Origin of the sequence: Aquimarina longa SW024, assembly GCF_001401755.1 — a bacterium.
Taxonomy (GTDB): domain Bacteria; phylum Bacteroidota; class Bacteroidia; order Flavobacteriales; family Flavobacteriaceae; genus Aquimarina; species Aquimarina longa.
Genome location: NZ_KQ474102.1, coordinates 323571 through 347108, shown reverse-complemented (window position 1 = coordinate 347108; position 23538 = coordinate 323571). Strand labels below are relative to the sequence as shown.

Below are 23538 nucleotides of genomic sequence, written 5' to 3'. Positions count from 1 at the left end.
ATATTCTTTAGGTGTCAAAATAAAAGGGGGTGTAAGTGTTATTTAAGTTGTTTTTTTATAGATACCCTATTTTGTTTAGGGGTATTTTGATTATTTGTTATTTTAAAAGATTGTTTTTTTTTAAGATAACAATAAAAACTTCTCATATCTTTGTGTAAAAACTTAATTTACCTATGTCAACACTCAGATTTCAAGCTTTAAAAGAAACACTAAATCGTAACACTGTAGTTGTTACAGAAACAGAACGTCGATCTGCATTATTTGGCGAAAATGTATTTAATCAAAGAACAATGCTTCAATGTCTAACCAAAGATGCATATACAAGTGTTATAGATGCTATAGAAAATGGTTCTAAGATTGATCGCACAATTGCGGATCAGATAGCCTCAGCGATGAAGGATTGGTCACTTTCTAAGGGGGCAACTCATTATACACATTGGTTTCAGCCTCTTACTGGTGCTACGGCAGAAAAACACGATGCTTTTTTTGAAACTATAGGGGATGGAGAAGCAATAGAAAAGTTTGAAGGAGGACAATTGGTACAGCAAGAGCCAGATGCATCTTCTTTTCCTAATGGAGGTATCCGTAATACTTTTGAGGCTAGAGGATATACGGCATGGGATCCAACCTCTCCTGCTTTTATTTATGGCACTACATTATGTATTCCTACTGTTTTTGTAGCCTATACAGGAGAAGCATTAGATTATAAAACTCCTTTATTAAGAGCATTACAGGCGGTAGATAATGCAGCTACAGCAGTATCAAAGTATTTTGATAAGAATGTAAAAAAAGTAAATGCTTCTCTTGGATGGGAACAAGAGTATTTTTTGATTGATAGTGCATTAGCATACTCTAGACCAGACATTGTAATGACAGGAAGAACACTTTTGGGGCATTCTCCTGCAAAAGGGCAGCAGTTAGACGATCATTATTTTGGAAGTATTCCGACCAGAGCTTTGGACTACATGAGAGATTTAGAAACAGAATGTATGCTATTAGGTATTCCTGTAAAGACCCGCCATAACGAAGTAGCTCCTAATCAATTCGAATTAGCTCCTATTTTTGAAGAAACCAACCTAGCAGTTGACCACAATTCTTTATTGATGGATGTAATGGATAAAGTAGCAATGAGACATAATCTTAGAGTGTTATTACACGAGAAACCATTTGCAGGAGTCAATGGATCAGGTAAGCACAATAACTGGTCTTTAGCAACTAGTACAGGTGTAAACTTATTAGGTCCAGGGAAAACACCAATGAGTAACTTGCAATTTTTAACTTTTTTTATTAATACGATTAAAGCAATTAATGAAAATGAAGAATTAATGAGAGCAGGTATTGCATCAGCTAGTAATGATCATCGATTAGGAGCAAATGAAGCCCCTCCAGCTATTATGTCAGTATTTATTGGAGAGCAATTAACAAATGTATTAAAAGAGTTAGAAGGTGTTACTGATGGAAAATTATCTCCACAAGAAAAGACAGATCTTAAGCTTAATGTAGTAGGTAAAATACCAGAAATACTATTAGATAATACAGATCGCAATAGAACTTCTCCTTTTGCCTTTACAGGAAATAAATTCGAATTTAGAGCAGTTGGGTCAAAAGCAAATTGTGCAAATCCAATGACTATTTTAAATACAATTGTTGCAAAACAACTCAAAGAGTTTAAAAAAGAAGTAGATGCATTGATTGAGCAAAAAGATCTTAAAAAAGATGAAGCAATATTTAATGTATTAAGAGAGTATATAAAACAATCTAAGAACATCCTTTTTGAAGGAAATGGATATGGTAAGGAGTGGGAGAAAGAAGCTAAAAAAAGAGGATTAAGTAATAATAAAACTACTCCTGAAGCTCTAAAAGCAAAAGTTTCTGAAAAAAACCTTAAGCTTTTTGAAGAAATGGGAGTGATGAATAGAATAGAAGCAGAAGCTCGCTATGAAATAGAAGTAGAAGAATATGCAATGAGAATCCAGATAGAAGGTCGAGTATTAGGAGATATTGCTCGTAATCATGTTATTCCTACGGCAATACGATATCAGAATACACTTATTAGTAATGTGTCAGGCTTAAAAAGCTTATATGGCGATGATTTTGAAAAGCATGCTAAAGAACAAATGGGTATTCTAGAAGAAATCTCTGAACATATAGGAAAAATTAATACTAAAGTAAATGAGATGACCGAGGCTCGTAAAAAGGCAAACAAATTAGAAAATCTAGAGAAGAAAGCTTCCAGTTATTGTGAAAAAGTAAAGCCACTGTTTGATGAGATTAGATATAGTTGTGATAAATTAGAACTACTAGTCGATGATGAATTATGGCCACTAACAAAATATAGAGAATTATTGTTTACTAGATAGGTAAGAATTAACTTACGTTTTTTCTTGCTAGAAATGATTTAGTAAAAAATTAACATATTAATAAGCCCTTTAAAAACCATAGAAATTTATTTTTCTATGGTTTTCCCGTATGTATTTCATCGAAAGAGGATTAAGTATGTAATAATAGTCTTAATATTTCTTAAATTTGGTAAAACATTACCCCTTATACCAGTTCTTATTTGGAATTATTGTAGGCAAAATTAAATTGTTTATGTTCTAAATAAAAGTAAAAAAATGTACTCAGTAGAACCGAGTTCAAGAGATAATCTAGTTATCATTTTATTTTGAAGTATAGAACATAAGAAACTAATTATATACGATTATTTCGTATAAAAATTAATACAAGTCCCCAAAAAAATAAAGCTATAGCTACCGAAATGTAGAGGTTATTCTTTTAATCTCTTTTAGATCTGCGCTATACTTTTATGAAATAAAACATATTTAATCACTTTAATTTATATCACACATGAAAAAAATAATTTTTAGTCTAGCAGCTTTATTAAGTGTTACAGCAGTTATTGCTCAATCAAATATAAGCGATGTTAATCAAAAAGGGAATGAAAATGCTACTACGGTTAACCAGACAGGAACTTCTAACGTATTGAAAACAAGTCAGGAAGGAGTAATGAATAGAGCAGAATCTACCCAAGGAGTTAAAGAGTTTAATTCGAATAATGGAGTTGTAGAACAGTCTCAAACAGGCAATAAAAACTCACTATTTTCTCAGCAACAAGGAGATGGTAATAAAGTATATCAGGTACAGATAGGTAATGATAACAATGCAAGAGCTACTCAGAATCTAGAACAAACAGGAGAAGAGAATTTCTCTGAGCAGAACCAAGAAGGAAATAGAAATGAAGCTATGATATCTCAAGAGAGCAACGTTAATGCAGCTTTTCAGGTTCAATTAGGAGATGATAACTCGGCATCTTCTGTACAAAAAGGGAACGATAACTTTAGTGAGTTAGAGCAAAAAGGAAAATCTAATGTGGCTTCTATAGCTCAGGTTGGTGATGAGAATGTCTCTGCACAATTACAAGAAGGAGACGCTAATATGTCCAAAGCAGAACAATGGGGAAATAATAATTCTGTACGACAGGATCAAAGCGGAAATGGTAATATCGCAACATCATTACAAGGGAGCGATCTTTATAGTGCTACTGGAGGAAGAGTTGAACAAGTGCAGATAGGAGACGAAAATACAGCTTTTGCTAATCACGAAGAAAGTAATAATACAATCCTACAAGGGCAAGAAGGAGAAGGAAATAATGCAAGTGCCAAACAAAATTTGCTAGCATATGGAGGAGATAATTATGCAATTCAAGTACAAAAAGGTAATGCTAATACTGCGACAATAGAACAAGATGGTAGTGATAATAGTGCAGATCAATCACAGTCAGAAAAACAGAATACAGCTCTAGCAAAACAATCAGGATTTGATAATAAACTTATCCAGAAACAAATAGGAACTAATAATAGCGCAACTTCTGAACAAGGAGGTTTTTTCTTCGTATCTAGAGGAGGTAGTGTTAATCAATATCAGCTAGGTGATGATAATAAAGCATTTGCAAAACATGAAGAGGATGATAACACTATAGGACAAACTCAGATAGGATATAGAAATACTGCTTCTGCTACTCAGAATGTTTCATTTTTTGGAGGTAAGAATATAGCAAAACAACTTCAATTAGGTAATGATAATACTGCAGAAGCTTCTCAAGAAGGAGATATAGGAATAGCAGGAGAATCTAATAGCATTCTTCAGATTCAATCAGGAAATCAAAATACTGCAGTTTCTACTCAAAAAGGGGCAAGTAATGTAAGTGATATTTTACAATCAGGAGAGATGAATATGGCAAAAGATATGCAATTAGGGACAGGTAATAGTACTCGTGTGAGTCAAACAGGAGATATGCATACCAGTATGATTGTTCAAAATGGAGTTAATAATTCAATTATTGTAACTCAAAATAATGGTGGATCAAATTAATAAAATTTGATTACGTTTTTATGTTTGTAAAAGAGTTATATTTAGTCTCTATCTATGATTAAGTATAGCTCTTTTCCTAATTTTTTAAATTCTGAACTATGAATACAACTTTTTTTATACAAATGTTATTATTTTTAATGTCCTTTTCTACAATATACGCTCAGGATATAAAAGAGAAGAATGAACTCCCTATTAGTAATCAGGATAAATTTATTATTTCATCGCAAACAGCGAATCAATATAAACCAACTGTTTCTAGTGGTGTAAATTCTGTTTTTATACAACAAATAGGAACCTATAATAAAGTATCATCTACGATTAGAGCAACAGCATCAGATATTAATATACTTCAAAAAGGAGATTATAATACTATAGAATTTAATGAATCAGCAAGAGAAATAGAAAAACAGATAGTACAATCAGGAAATAGCAATACAGTAAAAGATTTTTCTTTTAACCCTGATATAGCAACCAAATTAGAGCTTGTTCAAAAAGGTGATAATCTAACTTTTGAACGATTTGGAAGCAATGAGTTATCTAAAAATATAAAATATAAAATGACAGGAAAAGCTAAGACTATAATTATTAGAAGTTTTTAAAATTCCCTTATAAAAAAAGAGGTTAAACCCCAATAATACTTCTATAATCAAAATGTTTATCCAAAAGCGTACCTAATAAATTTGTGCCAATAGTATTGATTTAGTATTAAGTAATACACCAATGAAATATACATGTATAGTACTGCTAATAATGATATCTAAAATATCAACAGCTCAGTATACCAATACGGATATAGTAGCAAAAATTAAAACCAAAACGAATACTACTATAGCTTCTATAGTAGGGAACGCAACAAATACTACAGAAGTTTATAAGAGCTTACGATATACTATTTCTGTATTTAAAACAGATACAGCTAATAATGTATCAAAGAATACTCAAGAAGGAAGATTTACCTTAGAAGCTAACGAAAGTAAAGAACTTTCTAAAGTTTCGATTGATATAGATACAAGTAGTAAAATAGTAGTGCTTTTATTGATCTATGAAGAAGATAAGATCGTAGGTAAAGATAGGATTGTATTTAATGACCAAACAACTAATACACCCCAAACAACCAAACAAAGTGCCTCCAACGATGGGATAGAATTAAAAGGAATAGTAGTCGAAGAAACCAAAACTAAACCAGGAAAAGATTTTTATGAGCTATTCTATGCATCATATGTGTTGCATCATATAGACGGTAATAAAATTGTAGCAGTAGTAGAAAAACTAAATTTTGGGCGTAGTACTATTATTCAAATAAAAATAGAGGATACTATTATTCATGAATTTATCGGTAAACCCGATATAGAATACTTAGAACAAATGTCAAAAATAGGCATTAGAAAAGTATACACATACTTTAAGAATTTAGAAAAACAAAAAAACGATATCTTTCAGTATTAAAACCATTATCAATGAAGTCAACTGTCATTACTCTTTTTCTTGTTTTCTCAATATATAACTTATCTTTTGGGCAAGATTTAGTATACAAGCCTATAAACCCAGCTTTTGGAGGAGATACCTTTAATTATCAATGGCTTCTTAGCTCTGCAGAGGCACAGAATACTTTTACAGACCCTAAAGGGAGTACCTCCAGAAATCAACGTTCTAATTTAGATAGATTTACAGAAAACTTAAACAGCCAATTACTCAATAAGATCTCAAGAACACTATTTGATAGACAGTTTGGCAAAGAAGGGATTACCCCAGGGACTTTTAATTTTGGAAGTCTATTTGTAGAAGTGTATCGCTCGGGAGAAGGGTTGGTTGTAGATATTCTAGACACCAATACAGGAGATCAATCCCAAATAATAATTCCTAATTAATTTTTTTTAATGTATCATAAACTATATAGAGTACTCCTTATAATCTCGTGCGTATTTGTATTACCTCGCTGTGGAGCATATTTTAATCAACCCATCGTTATAGAAAAAGCCAGAATAGGAGCGGATACAGAGGTGACAAAAACATTAAGAGATTTTCCTCTTCCTATTGAGCCAGTAGTAGTAGGGGTTTATAAATTTAGAGATCAGACAGGACAATATAAACCTACACAAGGAGGGAGCACTTTTAGTACCGCAGTCACTCAGGGAGCAACTACAATCTTAATAAAAGCACTCGAAGACTCTAGGTGGTTTGTACCTATCGAAAGAGAAAATTTAAGTAACCTGCTTAATGAGCGTAATATTATACGCTCTACCAGAAAAGAATACAGAAAAACAAAAAACCTAAATGAACCACAATTACCACCATTATTATACGCAGGGATCATTCTAGAAGGAGGTATTGTTTCATACGATTCTAATATTATAACAGGCGGTGTAGGAGCACGATACTTTGGGATCGGAGCATCTACAAAATATAGACAAGATAGAATTACAGTCTACCTAAGAGCAGTATCCACCTCTAGTGGTAAAATTCTAAAAACAGTATACGTCTCTAAAACCATTTTATCACAGGCATTAGATGCTAATTTTTTTAGATATGTAAAATTTAAAAGATTACTAGAAGCAGAAACAGGATTTACCAAGAATGAACCTACTCAGATGGCAGTTACAGAAGCTATAGAGAAAGCTGTAGAATCGTTGATAATAGAAGGTGTAGAAGATAAGTTATGGGCAGTTGATGCCGATTCTGAAACTGTAAAAACCTTAATAAAAAGCTATAGGTCAGAAAAAAATGAAGCACAGAATACAGGTATATATGATCGATATTTTAAAGAAAGAAGAACTAAAGTATCGATGTTTGTAAAAGGAGGAGGGGCCCTTATTAGTGGTGATTATAATACTCCAGAGCTTACATACGCCGCAAAAATAGGAACAAGATGGTATTTTAATCCATATCTTAACCTTAATGCTAGTATTGCTAAATTCGAACTATCTAATCAAAAATCATTCTCTAAAGGATTTAATGCAATTGATCTAAATAGCGAATTAACACTATTACCGTTTGAAAAACTATCTCCTTTCCTATATGGAGGGATGGGAGTTGTAAATGATGATGATTTTAAAAATACACTATTAAAAATTCAATACGGAGCAGGGATAGAATATTTAATTTCTAATACAATAGGTCTCTCGATAGATGCAACCCACAATATAATGTTAGACGATAAATTGGATGGAGTAACACAAGGAAAAAGAGATGACCATTATTTTAATTTTTCTTTAGGGCTTAATTGGTATTTTGGAAACCCCGTTAAAAGAAAAAAAGTAGAGTAAATACTATAGTACATTTAAAAAGATAAGTCATATACGATATGATCTTTATAAAAGTAATACATACACAGATGAAAGAATTGATCATAAAAGGAATAAGTTTCATAATAATTCTAATTACAATTTCCTGTAGTGAAGATACAATTGATGTAGAAGGATTGGGATCTGTAAAAGGAAAAATAGTAAAAGTAGGAACTAATGAACCCCTAGAAAATGTTAAAGTATCCACCACTCCTTCTTCGAGTACAGTTTTTACAGATAAAAACGGAGTGTATAAGTTAAGTAATGTACCCTCTGGAGAATACTCACTTTCTGCCCAGAAAGAAGGATTGCAAGGAGTTTTTAAAGGGATTAAAGTGTTGACAAATAAAGAGGTAGAATTGGTAATAGAAATGAAGAAGGCTACTGCAACAAATCGCCCTCCAGAAACAATAAAATTAGTAACACCAGTAGATAATGCTACTGATATTCCTGTAGAAGCTAAACTTATATGGAGTGCCAAAGACCCAGATAAGGACGATAAACTGACCTATAAAGTGAGTCTTAGAAATGAAAAAAATACAACGATAGAGATTTTTGAAAATATTACAGACACTACATATACAGTTTCAGGATTATTATACAGTACTCAGTATTTTTGGCAAGTAACAGCTAGTGATAGTATAAACACAGAAGTGAACAGTACAAGCCATGCCTTTACAACCGTTGCACCACCAAATAATAGAATTGTATATACCAGATTAGTCAATGGTAATAGTGTAGTGTATTCTGCTGATGAAACTGGAGCAACAGAGATACAGCTTACTCCTAGTTCTAAAAATAGTTTTAGGCCAAGAAGAAATCCAATAACTAATAAAATTGCTTTTTTACAGTCCGTAGGATCACAGACTCATTTATTTATCATGAATGAAGATGGATCGCAATTACAACAAGTTACCGCTACAGTAGGAGTATCAGGATATAACCTAGAAGAAATAGATTTTTCCTGGGATGCTAAGGGAGCTAAATTATTATTTCCTAATCAGAATAAACTATACAGTATCGACATAGATGGTAGTAACCTTAATAAATTATATGAAACCACAGGAGATCTAATTACAGAAGTTGATAAAAATGAAAATACAGGAATGATCGCTCTAAAAACAAACAATCTAGATGGGTATTCCGTACAGATTTTTACCATTGATGGTACAGGAGGAGTACAGAATACCATACTTACAGGAGAAAATGGCGCAGCAGGTAGTATTAATTTATCAATAGATGGAACTAAGTTGTTATATAGTAGAGATATGTCGGGATCAGAGTTTGCCGATCACCGTCAATTAGACTCTCGTATTTTTATATACGATTTTACAACTACAACCAGTACAGACCTCTCTACAGATAGACCCGCAGGGACAAATGATCTAGATGCACGATTTTCACCAAATGAAGCTAGTATTATTTTTGTAAACACTTCTAATGATGGAATCTCGGTAAAAAACATTCAAACGTTACCTATTGATGATGTAAATACAAGAACAGAATTGATAAAAAATGCAATGATGCCAGATTGGGAGTAATATAATTCTGAATTCTGAATTCTGAGTTCTTAAATTCGATTATCTTTGCGCTTTAATTTCCAATATCATGAGTCAAGAAGTAAGCAAAAGATATGCCCAGCGAGGAGTTTCTGCATCAAAAGAAGATGTACACAGTGCAATTAAGAACATAGACAAAGGATTGTTTCCAAAAGCATTTTGTAAAATTGTACCAGATCATCTTACAGGAGATGAGGAGTATTGTCTGATTATGCATGCCGATGGTGCAGGAACTAAATCTTCATTAGCCTATATGTATTGGAAAGAAACAGGAGATGTTTCTGTATGGAAAGGTATTGCACAAGATGCACTGATTATGAATATTGATGATTTATTATGTGTCGGCGCTACCGATAATATTTTACTATCATCTACTATTGGTAGAAACAAAAACCTGATTCCGGGAGAAGTAATTTCTGCAATAATTAACGGAACAGAAGAATTATTAGAAGATCTTAAAGGATTCGGAGTAGAAATTCATTCTACAGGAGGAGAGACAGCAGATGTAGGAGATCTAGTACGTACTATTATTGTAGACTCTACCGTAACTGCACGTATGAAACGAAAAGATGTTATTGATAATGCAAATATAAAAGCAGGAGATGTAATCGTAGGATTAGCCTCATTCGGGCAAGCAAGTTATGAAAAAGAGTATAATGGAGGTATGGGGAGCAATGGATTGACCTCTGCACGCCACGATGTATTTAGTAAAACTCTAGCAGAAAAATATCCAGAAAGTTTTGATCCATCCGTACCTTCTGATTTAGTATACTCTGGTAAAACAAACTTAACCGATACCGTTAAAGACTCACCCATAGATGCAGGGAAACTAGTGCTATCTCCTACCAGAACATATGCACCTATTATAAAAGAAATGTTATCAAAATTTGATAAACAAACCATTCATGGAATGGTACACTGTAGTGGTGGTGCACAGACCAAGATATTACACTTTATAGATAATCTACATATTATAAAAGATAACTTATTTGATGTTCCTCCCTTATTCAAACTAATTCAAGAAAACTCAGGGACCGACTGGAAAGAAATGTATCAAGTATTTAATATGGGACATCGTATGGAACTCTATGTTACACCAGAGATTGCAGAAGAAATTATGGCTATATCCAAGAGTTTTAATGTAGATGCTCAGATTGTAGGTCGGGTAGAAGCTTCTGAAAAAAAGAAACTTACAATTAATAGTGAGTTTGGTACGTATATATATTAATTAACGCTAATTTTATGTAAGTTTTTTAATAGGACTTATAAAAACAAGTGAATTTTTTATCAAAAACCTATTGTTAGTTTACAATAATAGAACTAAAAAGAAGTTGTAAACCTATTTTAGTACAAGACACTGTTTACTCCACTGAGGGTACCCCAATGCTCCTGTAGTCGATAAAATAAAATAACTCCCAGAGATCATATCATTCTATTTTCATAGGTATCACTTTTTATGAAACAATATATATTATAGTAATTTCGGGAAAAACTGTTATCATAATAAAATATAAAAGATTAAATAGAACATCTCGTATATTTATATGTTAGGTGTAATTCCTCCTTTAGTGGGAAAAACAAATAATTACTTTAAGATAACGTTTAGTTAGATAAAAAAGAAGAAAACAACACTGAAAAACAGAACTGCTAACATCTGATTTTCATAACGATATAAAAACGTTCGTCAGAATGAAAATGAATAAATTATGAAAATACTAGCAATAGGAATAATAGTTTTTTTTCTATCCTCGTGTAGCAAAGAGAACAGTCCAGTTTCTCCTGAGGAAAAGAATTACAGTCCAGAATTTAAGTATCAAACTTTTAAAGGTTGCGGAGGAGGATCCAATAATTTTTCTGTATTTGGAGCAAATTCTTCAAAAACAGAGATAATAAATTTCGAGAATTTCCCCGATCCCAATAATCAAAAAGATACTGTTTCACTAGATACTTCATCTTTCAACATTAATATTCATTTCTATGAAAATGCCTTTGAACTTTGTTACATTCCATTTCTTGAAACATTATCACCTAATCCTATAAAAAATACTTGGGTAGCTATATCTGGAACAGCTATCGTAACTGACAGTACAATAATACATGTCAACCCTAACCAATCGGAACTAACAGATGGAGATTATGAAGTGTACATTCAAATTGAATTAAAAGATATCATTTTTAAAGATTCAAAATCAAATAAGACAAAAAAACTATCAACTTTAAATACTAAACAAAATTTAATACAATACTTAGAATGGTAAATTTAAGATGAATAGGGTTCTTTGCTATAGTGCTTTTTGCAAAAATAACTTTTGGACAAACTGATTTAAAATGTGGAACTATCATAGGCACATTAGAGCAAGAACATTTAGACTCAACTCGTTTAGCAAGACAAAAACACTTTTCAAATACTAACCTAAAATCTTCTTCTCAACCTGTAATACGCTTTATAATTAATAATGTAATTGTTACAAGAACTGATGGGACTGGGGGGATGAGTTTAAATAAGCTGAATGATTTTATGGACGAACTAAATGAATATTATATAAATGCTAACATTAATTTCATTGTCTGTGATGTAAAATATGTTAATAGTGATAATCTATATGATTTTCATCAAAATCAAGAACACCTAATTACAAGTCATGACAATTATGAAGCTATAAATATATATTACTTTAACTCAGTTACCACTAATAGTGGCTCTGTTGGAGGTTATACTTATTCTCCTCAGGGTAACTCTGAAAATAGAATTTATATGAGAAGTGCTCAAGGATTATCTACAATTACACACGAAATGGGTCACTTTTTTACATTATATCATACACACGGCAAAACTAATACGGGTACTACAGATGAATTAGTAAATGGAAGTAACTGCACAACTGCAGGAGATGAACTTTGCGACACTCCTGCCGATCCAAATCTTTTTGGAGAAGTATCTTTTTCATGTATCTATAATGGTTCATCAACTGATGCTAATGGACAACTTTACTCCCCTGATACTAGAAATATAATGTCATATTCTCGAAGTAATTGTAGAGACCATTTTAGTCAAGAACAATACAATAGAATAAATTATAGTGCGATATATGACAAAAATCACATAATTGTTCCTGATACTGATAATGTCCTCTCAGCAAATTTTACTATTTCTAATAATTCTACACCTTATGAACCATATCCGCCTAATCAACCTAAAACATTTATGTCAATTAATATTGAAGCACATAATAAGATAATTAACAATAGTAATATTAGGTATGTAGCACATGAAGAAATTCATCTACATCCTGGATTTGAGGTAGAAGAAGGAAGTACATTTCATGCAAAAATAGGTTTTGAATGTGATAAATATGTTCGACTTAATAATTTGAGAACAAGTAATAAATCAAATCAAGTATCAGGTCAAAAAAACAAAATCGCTGACTATAAAGCAAAACCTCAAGGAAATGATTTTTCCGAACAAAAAGATTATCATATTAGTAACAATTTATTTGTATACCCCAACCCTAATAATGGTTCTTTTGAAATTATTTTACCCGAAGAAGTAGGTCTTTTAAGTCTAGTAAGTCAGAACGGAAATAAAGTCTTTGAACAAACCATTAGGTCAAAAGATGATATAGATATTCCTAAGGGAATTTCAAAAGGATTTTACTTGTTAATCTTCCAAACCGAGAAAAAATCTTATACTCGAAAATTGATAATAAAATAACTACACCTAACAAAATGTATGGCGCATAGCACCCTTCGGGATGCTACGACACCATACATGGATCGATATTCAAAAGAAGTATCTACTGGCATCCTACCGAATAGTTTTACAAATACATAAACCATTCCTTTATATAACAATACTGCATATAAAGGTATCAGCATATTTAAATAAAGTGTTTTTTTGTCTTCTATAGTACTTATATATATCCGATTATAGTTACTATCCCCCCCAATGATAAACCATTGGGCGTTATTTTCTAATTGTTTTCTATAAAAGAAAAATACAGATAGAGGGATGAGTATACCTGATATGAAAATTATTGAAGTTAAATCCATACGTTTTTCTTTTTTAAAATTTAGTATAATATTGATTTCTAGGGAAGAAGTCTTGTCCTTCCATATTTACCTGATAATGTACTTGTGGTTGTACAGCAGTATGGTCTTGCATACGGTATAAGCGTTCTCGCATCATACTGCGTTTATGTTCTCATATAAAAAGTAATGAAAGCATAGGTAGAACAGTTATCATAATAAAATATAAAAGATTAAATAGAACATCTCGTATATTAACATGAAACTCAAAAGAGGTGTCTACTGGCATCCTACCAAATAGTTTTACAAACAGATAAATCATCCCTTTATATAGTAAAGCTGCATATAGAGGAACAAGCATATTAATATAAAGTACTTTTTTATCTTCTATAGTACTTATATATATATATATATATATATATATATATATATCCGATTATAGTTACTATCCCCCCCCCAATGATAAACCATTGGGTATTATTTTCTAATTGTTTTCTAAAAAGAAGAAATGTAAAAAGAGGTATGGCTATTGACGTAGCAAAAATAAAAGTATCTAAATCCATCGTTTTCTTTTTTAAAATTTAGTATAATATTGATTTCTAGGGAAGAAGTCTTGCCCCTCCATATTTACCTGATAATGTACTTGTGGTTGCACAGTAGTATGCTCCTGTAGTCGATAAGATAATTCCCAGAGATCATATCATTTTATTTTCTATAGATATCACTTTTTATGAAACAATATATAATATAATAAGTATTGGAAAAACTGTTATCATGATAAAAAATATAATATTAAACAAGCTATCTCGTATATTAACATGAAACTCAAAAGAGGTGTCTACTGGCATCCTACCGAATAGTTTTACAAATATGTAAACCATCCCTTTATATAACAATGGTGCATATAAAGGTATCAGCATATTTAAATAAAGTATTTTTTTGTCTTCTATAGTACTTATATATATATACATAACCAATTACGGTTACTATCCCCCCTCCGATGATAAACCATAAATTGTTTTCATCTAATTGTTTTCTTAAAAAGAAAAATGCAAAAAGAGGGATCATTACTGATGCCATATAAATAAAATCACCTGAATCCATAAGTTTTTCTTTTTTAAAATTTAGTATACTATTGATTTCTAGGGAAGAAGTCTTGTCCTTCCATATTTACCTGATAGTGTACCTGTGGTTGTACAGCAGTATGGTCTTGCATACGGTATAAGCGTTCTCGCATCTTACTGCGTTTATGTTCTTGCTGCTGCTCTGGCTAGTTCTCCAAAATATATTATAGTAAGCATAGGAACAATAGTTATTAATAAAGCATATATAATATTAAACAGGCTATCTCTTATATTAACATGAAACTCAAAAGTAGTATCTACTGGCATCCTATCAAATAGCTTTACAAACAGGTAAATCATCCCTTTATATAACAGGGTTGCATATAGTGGGGTAAGCAAGCTTAGATATAAAATCCTTTCTTCTTCTATTTCTATACTAGTCATATAGATAGATATACCGATTAGTGCGATTATCCCTCCCCCAATGATAAACCATTGGGCGTTATTTTCTAATTGTTTTCTATAAAAGAAAAATACAGATAGAGGGATGAGTATACCTGATATGAAAATTATTGAAGTTAAATCCATACGTTTTTCTTTTTTAAAATTTAGTATAATATTGATTTCTAGGGAAGAAGTCTTGCCCCTCCATATTTACCTGATAATGTACTTGTGGTTGTACAGCAGTATGGTCTTGCATACGGTATAAGCGTTCTCTCATCTTACTGCGTTTATGCTCTATTGGGGGTACATAGTCTATAGTAAACTCATCGGTATATTGGCTGGATGCTCCCCCCGTCGTACCAAAATTGGTGTTGCCATAAGGGATTCCATTACTGTTTACTCCACTGGGGGTCCCCCAATCCCCAAATGCCCCTGTAGTCGATAGGATAAGATAACTCCCAGAGATGAACCAACCTACAGGACCTCCTAAAGTACCTATTACCGTCATAGCTATATCAACTCCTGCTTTGGTAATTACTTGATTTTTATTAAAGTCGTCTTTTTTATATGCGTCAATAACTTCATGCACACTAATCCCAACACTGATTATTGCAATTCTTCTTCCTAGGAGTTTAAGATGTTTTACACTCTTGGCAGCAGTACGTGCGCCTACACGGTGCCCACCGGCACCGATGGTATTACGCTGACTACTTAGGCTACGGTAGATCCCTTCTTTATTGCGATACCATCCTACTGCTTTATGAAGGTTTGCGCCTTTATGCCACGGGGTAAGATTGCCGATACGGGTCAGACTTAGTGCTCCGGCAGCCTTACCTGTTGTAGCAACTCCCATCTTGGTGGCATCATATAGTATGCTCTGCCAGTTGATCTCCTCATTTATCATCCTAGGGCTAAGTTCTGGATTATCTCTGATACTACCATTATAACTGATCTCCCCACCGCGCTTGTATACATTATCATCTACAAAAAAAATCTGCGTATTGGTACTGGTATCTTCTGCTTGTATGACTACAGCAAGCTTATTATTGGTGGCTTCGCTACGCTCACTAGTTATTTTTATTTTGGCATCTTTAGAGAGCTGTGTCCATCGATTGCCATCCCATACCTGATAGCCGTTATTGGCTTTTCTGATATAATCATTGGTGTCTACAGCATCTGTATTATAGGGGCGCATGCTCTGTAACTGATGCATCTGGGCTTGTTTTACACCTATATCATCATTGGCAAGGTCTATTTTATAGAGTGCTTCTGATAGGGATGTACGGGTATTATCGAGCTCTCGATGTAGTTTAATCCCAATATCAAATGCGGTGGGAGTCTTGCCAGAAAATGAGGGGCATACGGCTCTTTCTATAGCAGGGGCTAGTACTGCATCTAGCCCCTGTAGTGTTTGGTTACTTTTTCTCATCGCGATATCAGGTTTTTAGCTTTTTACAGGCCAGTTATTCGTATGAGTATGTCCTTTTATTACCATCTCTCTGGCAGTGATCTTAAGCTCTGATAGGACTCCACCCCCGACAATATTGCTCTGGTATATGTACATATCTGAGCAATAGGCATCGGTAAACTCTAGAGTAAACTTAATCCCCATACCATCAGCGCTATAGTAGATGATCTTACCACTACGGGTGGTGATATCATTACCAGCCCAGCTGATGAGTTCTTCTTCTCCATCAAAATCAATGAGAGCTACGATACTGCCAGCACGTACCTTGGCACTGGGTCTGCCATTATAATCAGTGGGTTGGTGGAAGTCAAAGGAGGATTCAATAAGACGGTATTGCTGATTGTGGATAAGTAATTCGGTTTTTGTTGCCATGGTTTAGGTTTTAAGAGTTATTATTACTAATGTGTAATTGTATGATTTATTGTATGGATCTGTATTTTTTTATTCTTCTTCATCATTGGTTGTTATACTTCTGGTACTACTAGTTACTCTGGGAGTACGATAGAGTTTTCGTTTAGCAGGGTGTTGATCGAATACATTGTCTGCTGCTGCATTTATTTTTTGTAAGATACGGTATAGCTCATTAAAGAGTTCTTTTCGTTGGTCAGTATCTACGGTACGGGTTCCTTTTTTTTGTTCTTGTTCATTATTTGCACTACGCAGGGCTTCGGATAAGACTGCGGGTTGTTCTAATAACTGTGCAGGGATTCCTGTAGCAATAAGTGCATCTCGGTGCTGATTGATGGTAGTGGTGAGCCCTTCTGTATATTGGATCATCTTGATTTGACTTCTTCTGATTATTGCATATCTACCAACACCAAACTGTTTTTGTATTGCTTTTTGATCCGGAAAAGCATCAAGTACCCAGTAGCGTAGTTTTTTAAAATAGGCATGACAGTCATTCATAGCACGATCTACAGATTCTGTTTTTTCTTGTAATTGTGCTATATTTAATTGATCACCTCCTTCTTTATATGCTTGTGTAACTTTACTTTCTAAGAGAGTTATAAATCTCTGGTCTAGTTTAGCGTCAAAATCAGTAAATAGTTGTATATCTTCTTTAAGATAAGAAATTACAGTATCTGCCCATTCTAATACGATACCGTCTTTGATCTTGTAACTACGTTCTGCCATATGTTTGTTTGTTTTAAACCCCTATAATACTAGGGTGATTATATAAATGATATTGTTTGTTAGTAAGTATATGTTTCTACAAGATCAAATGTTACCCCATATTAGTAGTATTATTTTAAAATAATAATTAATCTATTGAAGACTCCCTCTAAACCTTTTAAAGCCTCCTTTTAAAAATCATCATCATTAAATTCTTTTTTTTCTTCCATAATATCACAAAGTTAAATGTTTATACGTGGTGACACACTTTACTGAACACTCTCAGTTAAATGTTTATACTTGGTGATATACTTTGTTAAACACTCCCGATCTATTGTATTAAACACGACCAGTAGCGATAAATACTAGTGCGGACAAGGATGATAACAAGGCGGACAATGCTGATAACGATGCGGACAAGGATGATAACAAGGCGGGCAATGCTGATAACGATGCGGACAAGGATGATAACAAGGCGGGCAATGCTGATAACGATGCGGACAAGGATGATAACAAGGCGGGCAACGCTGATAACGATGCGGACAAGGATGATAACAAGGCGGGCAACGCTGATAACGATACGGATAAGGATGATAACAAGGCGGGCAATGCTGATAACGATACGGACAAGGATGATAACAAGGCAGACAAGGATGATAACAAAGCGGACGACGCTGATAACGATGCAGACAACACTAATAACAATATAGATGATTAAACTGTTAGGTAGTATTTATTAAAGTATGTTATACAGCATAAGATATTTAGCATTATAATATTACAAAAGAAAAAAAGAGGGATAATTACGATGAAGTAGTGTTTTTAGGTCATAATAAGGATCTTGGAGAGAGTTGATATAGATATATATAACCTATTATACATATAGAGTGCTAGCATCTAGTATCCGATGAGTATAGTTTTATAAGAATCTACATTTAGTATATGTATGTTTTTAAAGATATATGTAAATTGGGCAAGGATAATGATACCAGTATTTTTTTTAAAAAAAGTAAATGGTAGTAGATACACTTACATGTCAGATATAACTAAATTTTATAGCCTTGCCCATATCTGTATTGCTCTGATAGGAGGGATATTATTATTAGCAATTTGGTATAATATAAGAAAGCGGTTTAGTCAATTTTTAGAAGAAGATGATTCGCAGAAAAGAATTGATAAAGGATTATTATACCTAAGTCTGGCACTATTTGTATGGGTGTTCTCTGGTACTTGGATTTATATGGCAAACCTTTTTTCTTTTCAGAATACAATACTGTATGATATTGGGTATAGTTTCTTTTCGGTAGTAAATACCTCGCTACTTTTATTTGCATTATTTTATATTGATTTTGCTCCTTCATTTTTATATAAAAATAAAAAGAATACGCTGATTCTTATAGCTTTGGTTGCTATTGTCTCTGTATTGACTTTGGTTTTAATTCAATATTATAAAAACAATCCAGTCATTAACGGAGTTCGATTAAGTGGTGTTCCTGATTTATTACTTTCTTGTTTTTTAACCTATTTATTTACGGTTTCTTTTTACAGAACCTTTATGAGTAGGGGATTAAAAATGGTCGCTATAATTTCTACAATAGCATTTTTATTAATGTTAGTCTCGCAGGTACCAGATGTTTTTGTGATAATGGATGATATGTTATATGAGCATCTGATAAAGATTATTGCCAAAACTACGTTTATTTCGATCTTTCTAGTATTAGCAACTAGTTGGGTAATGCAATTAGCATTAACTCCTAAACCTAGTGAAATGACCATTCAGTTTCTGGATTGGTCGTTAGTAAAAATAACAATTCCATCTAAGGGTATCTATGATAAAACGATAGATTTTGGTTCTAAAACAACACAGTATAAGAACCTGCTAAAATTTGGTATAAAGCGTAAATATGAAGAGGGAGATAGGCAGTATGTCTTAGTGAGTTCTGGAGGAGAAATAAAAAGCCAAACCTACCTGAGTAGAATCATAGAAAATATCAATTCGATACTACAGTTAGAATCCATCTCACAGCTAGAGCGAAAGGATTTATTTACATTTATAGGGCAAGGAAAATATCGATTACGAGTTATTCCCGAAAATATTAGTATTGACCAAACATTATTACAAGAGTTTAGTAAAACCAATTAAATAGTTACGTAGTACTCGTGTATCTGCATGTATACAAGCATTGTGATTATTTGTAACTCCTTGTAATGTAGTAACAAATTGATATAAATTACTATTTTTTAGAACTTCATTTTTAGATAGTTTAGAACTATTCATTCTTTGTGTTTTTAAGACATTATTTTAAACACATGATATGAATATAGATCAAACAGATGTTGGTAAGCAAGAATTATTCGGACACCCTAAGGGGTTATTATACCTGTTTTTTGCAGAACTATGGGAACGTTTTTCTTTTTATGGTATGAAAGCTCTTTTGGTGCTTTATATGACCAAACACTTATTGTATTCTGATAACGCCTCTTTTGGGGTAATGGCAGCCTATATGTCATTAGTGTATGTAACTCCTATGATAGGGGGGATGATTGCAGATAGATATATAGGGTATCGAAAATCAATTATTCTAGGAGGTGTATTAATGGCAGCAGGGCATTTTTTTCTAACTATAGAGACTGCTGTATTTTTTTATGGATCACTAGCCTTAATTATTGTAGGAAACGGATTTTTTAAACCCAATATCTCTACAATGGTAGGGGCATTATATAAAAAAGGCGATGGTAGGAGAGATTCTGGATTTACAATTTTTTATCTAGGGATTAATATAGGAGGCGCAGTAGCACCTCTAGCATGTGCATGGTTTGCAGAAGTATATGGATGGCATTATGGGTTTTTATTAGCAGGAATAGGAATGATGGTAGGATTGTTAGTTTTTAAAAGAGGAACCCAACTAGATGTATTTGGTACTAAAGGATTAGTACCAGATATCGAAAATTATAAGAAGAGATTATATGGACTTAATACAGGAGATCGTATTTGGTTTCTGGCATGGTTATCAGTACCATTATTTGCATTAATCGTACGGTTTAACGAATTTGAGCATTACTTAGTATGGGTTGCCTCTTTGTTTTTAATAGGATACATTACCTATATACTTATCCAAGTCTCTGTTAAGGAACGAAAAAGATTACTGGTAGTGGTTTATTTTACAACCTTATACGCATTATTTTCTGCAGTATTTGAACAAGCAGGAAGTTCTCTTACATTGTTTGCCGATAGAAATGTAAACCTAGTAGGGATTAATGCAGCACAGACTAATAGTATTAACTCTACTTGGATCGTTCTTTTAGCAATTCCCTTTGCGATACTATGGACATTTCTGAGTAAGAAAAAAGCAAACCCTAATTCTGCGATTAAGTTTGGTCTAGGAATGCTATTCTTGGGATTAGGATTTGTAGTTTTTGGGATGTCAGCACAAGAAGTAGATGAATATGCCAGAACACCAATGTTTTACCTGATTTTTGGATACCTAATACTAACTGTTGGAGAGTTATTCTTATCCCCAATAGGGTTGTCTAAAATTACGGAACTATCTCCATTAAAATACGCTACCTTTATTATGGGAGTTTGGTTTTCTGCTAATTTCTACGGACATTTTTTTGCAGGAAAAATAGCAAAACTCACTACAGTAAAAGAAGGAGAGGGAAGTGTGTTTTCTGAAGGTGTATGGGGTACAATAAGCCAGACCATTACAGGGATATCTAGCACAGTAACAACAGAGAATACTACAGAAGCTTTTCAGCAATTATACTCCTATGTATCAGTGTATGCTAACTTTGGGGTGATTACAATGGGCATAGGAGTAGTAGCACTTCTTATATCACCTATTATCAAAGAATTAATGGAAGGGGTACATTAAATAGTATAATCGAACTAGCATTGTATCGTATTGAGATTAGTTGAGTAGTAGTAAACCTATCATGAGCTATGTAAACCATGATGGGTTTTTTATCGTATATCAATAAATTGGTAGTGGTACTAACCGTTTTTAAGAAATGGTTAAAAATAGTAGAGTATTATTCATTACTTAATGCTACAATTATCCAAGTTGATTAGCTTTTTTTGGTTAACCTTATCATTATATGAGTAAAAAGATAGTAAGAATTCTTTTTTTAATTGATAGAGAGTTGTTCTATAGTCACATCTTTTTGATTAAAAAAATAAAGTATACCTTCTATTTGATCAATGATAAAATCAGATTGATTTTCTTTAATGTGTTTTATATCGTCGACCTGACCAGTATCCATATGGAGCCTAATGATTTTTTTAGTTTGATCTTTATCAGAAATAACTAAAATAATATAATCATCATTGTCTTGTTTTTTTTTGATTCTGTTAAAAATTGTTTGTAGGCTAGAGCTAAACTTTACCTTATTTAATTTTGTATGACTTTTAAGTGAATTTTGATAGGATTGATACGAGCCATATATACCAGATGTAACTTTACTCAGAACACTAATATCCTGAGATACTAATATACTTTTATAGATCTGATTTAGTTGGTTTGTAGCTAAACCAATAGCAGCGGTATATGTTTGTAATCCCCGTTTTGCCCAATACATTGATTCTGTTAGTAAAGAAGAGTTATGATGAGATGGAAATTCTTTTTTGTATACTAATTTTCCGGAGTTATCAAATAAATAAAATGTAGTATTAAAGCTTAAAAAATACCCATTTTCTCTAATGTTTAGATATGGAAGTTCATTTCCAAAATCGAACTCAGATAAAGGAGAGGGGGCTTCTTGTGTCTGAAGATTAAAAATATAAAAACTATTATCAGTATATACAGGAAACTGATTATGTTTTTTATCATACCAAATTTTATATGGATGTTCTTTTAACTTTAAATTTCGAGTAACAAAATCAGCATCGTTTAAGATCACATCTTTCCATTCTTTTTTCCCAGTTGTGATATTGATTTTATTAACCATTGACGGTGTAATATATATAGCTGACTGATCATTGTCAATGATATGCACGGGATTTTCTTGACTAGATAATGAAATTTTAATAGATTTTTCCCATGTGCTTTTTCCTGTAGTATCGATATGAGTTAAGAACTTATCCTGAGCGACTAAATATCCGTTTTTAACAGGAACAATTTTTTTAATTAGTGGTAGTGGATTTAATTTATCCCATTTCTTTTTTCCAGTGATACTATTAATTACATCAAACCCTTTTGATGTGATTACAATCAGGTTTTTACTATCCAGCACCGTTTGTTGGATATCGCCTAATATAGTAAGCTCATTATCCCAAACAGTTTTAGAAGTATGTACTGATAAAGCTGTGATTGAAGTTTCATTGCGTAGTTTTTCTAACTTTATCTGATTCAAAAATGTATAAATTATAGACCCTTCCTCATTCATTTCAAAAGTTGTGACCTCTTCATGTTTATAATCAATACTTCCTGTATCGGTATTGATTTTTAAAAGGGTCTTTCCTTTTAGCCATATAATATCATTATTGATGTCTAGTGCTATTTTTTCATTACCTAATAAATCTGATTTTGTAGTTTTTAAGAAATTAGTCCTTTCTATAGATTGTTCCCATATTTTATCTCCGTTTTCATAATTATAAAGCCCAATTACTAAGTTTTCGTCTTTAATGCCCTCTACAAAAATTGCTTTTTTCTCAGAGATTAGTAATGTGTTATTTATAGCTTTATATCCTTTTGCTTCAGAATCGAACATAATAACTCCATTATCCACATTAATTATGGTACGAGATTTTCCTTTGACTCCTAAGGTATTTGATAATAAACTAGAGTTAATGAGAGGGGTTCTATCAAAAATGATTAAAGGAGTAAAAGGAATTTCTAGATAAGAAGAAAAGTCTAATTGTTTAGGGATTTTTTGTGTCCAAATGATTTTTTGCTCTTTAGGACTAATACCATAAATGGATGTAGATGTTTTAATGAGTAGAACTCCGGTGTTATTGTTTAAAATTTTGCCTTTAATTATATTGTCAAAATTAATTTTATGTTGAGCAAATAATGTGACTGTTAACATAAAAATAATGATAAAAATCGAGCTAGTTTTCATATCGTTAGGTTGGTTGCTAAAAAAGGTATGATTCTTCTGATTTTAATAACTAATAAATAAGTATTTTTTAGAGAACGAATGATAATTAAAAAAAATAAGGGAAATAGGTTTTCTTAAAAGTAATGAAATATTCTGTCTTTGATTAAGAATGT

20 protein-coding genes are annotated in these 23538 nt (G+C 32.5%); 12 read left to right on the top strand and 8 right to left on the bottom strand.

Annotation, left to right across the window (positions count from 1 at the left end; all coding sequences use genetic code 11):
* Positions 1–173: 173 nt before the first annotated feature.
* The 10 genes from N456_RS17640 to N456_RS17595 all read left to right on the top strand — a co-directional run bounded on the left by N456_RS17640 (position 174) and on the right by N456_RS17595 (position 12923).
* Positions 174–2360: a glutamine synthetase III family protein gene (locus tag N456_RS17640; RefSeq protein ID WP_062060046.1), complete on the top strand. Its 2187-nt coding sequence runs from the start codon at positions 174–176 to the stop codon at positions 2358–2360.
* A 487-nt stretch (positions 2361–2847) separates the two neighbouring features.
* Positions 2848–4371, top strand: a complete 1524-nt coding sequence (locus N456_RS17635) for a hypothetical protein (RefSeq protein ID WP_062060044.1) — start codon at positions 2848–2850, stop codon at positions 4369–4371.
* A 98-nt stretch (positions 4372–4469) separates the two neighbouring features.
* Positions 4470–4970, top strand: coding sequence for a hypothetical protein (locus N456_RS17630; RefSeq protein WP_062060042.1), 501 nt, complete (start codon positions 4470–4472; stop codon positions 4968–4970).
* A gap of 151 nt (positions 4971–5121) precedes the next feature.
* A complete protein-coding gene (locus N456_RS17625) occupies positions 5122–5817 on the top strand; it encodes a CsgE family curli-type amyloid fiber assembly protein (RefSeq protein WP_158447924.1) in 696 nt (231 codons plus the stop codon).
* Positions 5818–5828: 11 nt separating this feature from the next.
* Positions 5829–6239: a curli production assembly/transport component CsgF gene (locus tag N456_RS17620; RefSeq protein ID WP_062060038.1), complete on the top strand. Its 411-nt coding sequence runs from the start codon at positions 5829–5831 to the stop codon at positions 6237–6239.
* Between the two features lie 9 nt (positions 6240–6248).
* A complete protein-coding gene (locus N456_RS17615) occupies positions 6249–7634 on the top strand; it encodes a CsgG/HfaB family protein (RefSeq protein ID WP_062060036.1) in 1386 nt (461 codons plus the stop codon).
* A 68-nt stretch (positions 7635–7702) separates the two neighbouring features.
* Complete coding sequence (locus tag N456_RS17610) at positions 7703–9193, top strand: carboxypeptidase regulatory-like domain-containing protein (protein WP_062060034.1); 1491 nt, start codon at positions 7703–7705, stop codon at positions 9191–9193.
* Between the two features lie 67 nt (positions 9194–9260).
* Positions 9261–10439, top strand: a complete 1179-nt coding sequence (locus N456_RS17605) for an AIR synthase related protein (protein ID WP_062060032.1) — start codon at positions 9261–9263, stop codon at positions 10437–10439.
* A gap of 478 nt (positions 10440–10917) precedes the next feature.
* Complete coding sequence (locus N456_RS17600; protein ID WP_062060030.1) at positions 10918–11469, top strand: hypothetical protein; 552 nt, start codon at positions 10918–10920, stop codon at positions 11467–11469.
* A 29-nt stretch (positions 11470–11498) separates the two neighbouring features.
* Positions 11499–12923 (top strand): zinc-dependent metalloprotease, encoded by a 1425-nt coding sequence (locus N456_RS17595; protein ID WP_062060028.1) that lies wholly within the window; start codon positions 11499–11501, stop codon positions 12921–12923.
* Here N456_RS17595 and N456_RS17590 read toward each other — a convergent pair.
* The 6 genes from N456_RS17590 to N456_RS17560 form a co-directional block, all read right to left on the bottom strand.
* Positions 12896–13261, bottom strand: coding sequence for a hypothetical protein (locus N456_RS17590; RefSeq protein WP_062060026.1), 366 nt, complete (start codon positions 13259–13261; stop codon positions 12896–12898). The genes N456_RS17595 and N456_RS17590 overlap by 28 nt on opposite strands.
* 861 nt (positions 13262–14122) lie before the next feature.
* On the bottom strand, positions 14123–14341 hold the full coding sequence (locus tag N456_RS17580) for a hypothetical protein (protein WP_062060023.1): 219 nt from the start codon (positions 14339–14341) through the stop codon (positions 14123–14125).
* 143 nt (positions 14342–14484) lie between these two features.
* Positions 14485–14889 carry a hypothetical protein gene (locus N456_RS17575; RefSeq protein ID WP_062060022.1) on the bottom strand — a complete coding sequence of 135 codons (405 nt, stop codon included), beginning with the start codon at positions 14887–14889 and terminating at the stop codon, positions 14485–14487.
* 13 nt (positions 14890–14902) lie between these two features.
* The gene (locus N456_RS17570; RefSeq protein WP_062060021.1) at positions 14903–16174 is read right to left on the bottom strand and encodes a hypothetical protein; all 1272 of its coding nucleotides are present in this window, start codon (positions 16172–16174) and stop codon (positions 14903–14905) included.
* A gap of 15 nt (positions 16175–16189) precedes the next feature.
* Complete coding sequence (gene tssD / locus N456_RS17565; protein ID WP_062060020.1) at positions 16190–16585, bottom strand: type VI secretion system tube protein TssD; 396 nt, start codon at positions 16583–16585, stop codon at positions 16190–16192.
* A 69-nt stretch (positions 16586–16654) separates the two neighbouring features.
* Complete coding sequence (locus N456_RS17560) at positions 16655–17347, bottom strand: hypothetical protein (protein WP_062060019.1); 693 nt, start codon at positions 17345–17347, stop codon at positions 16655–16657.
* A gap of 1012 nt (positions 17348–18359) precedes the next feature.
* Here N456_RS17560 and N456_RS17555 point away from each other — a divergent pair.
* Positions 18360–19469, top strand: coding sequence for a hypothetical protein (locus N456_RS17555; RefSeq protein WP_062060103.1), 1110 nt, complete (start codon positions 18360–18362; stop codon positions 19467–19469).
* Here the strand turns inward: N456_RS17555 and N456_RS24585 are convergent.
* Entirely contained in the window at positions 19443–19604 is a 162-nt protein-coding gene (locus tag N456_RS24585) for a hypothetical protein (protein WP_158447923.1), read from the bottom strand. The genes N456_RS17555 and N456_RS24585 overlap by 27 nt on opposite strands.
* Positions 19605–19641: 37 nt before the next feature.
* Here N456_RS24585 and N456_RS17550 point away from each other — a divergent pair, with 37 nt between their 5' ends.
* Positions 19642–21201 carry a peptide MFS transporter gene (locus N456_RS17550; RefSeq protein WP_062060018.1) on the top strand — a complete coding sequence of 520 codons (1560 nt, stop codon included), beginning with the start codon at positions 19642–19644 and terminating at the stop codon, positions 21199–21201.
* 253 nt (positions 21202–21454) lie between these two features.
* Here the strand turns inward: N456_RS17550 and N456_RS17545 are convergent, their stop codons facing one another.
* A complete protein-coding gene (locus tag N456_RS17545) occupies positions 21455–23353 on the bottom strand; it encodes an outer membrane protein assembly factor BamB family protein (protein WP_062060017.1) in 1899 nt (632 codons plus the stop codon).
* Between the last annotated feature and the right edge of the window lie 185 nt (positions 23354–23538).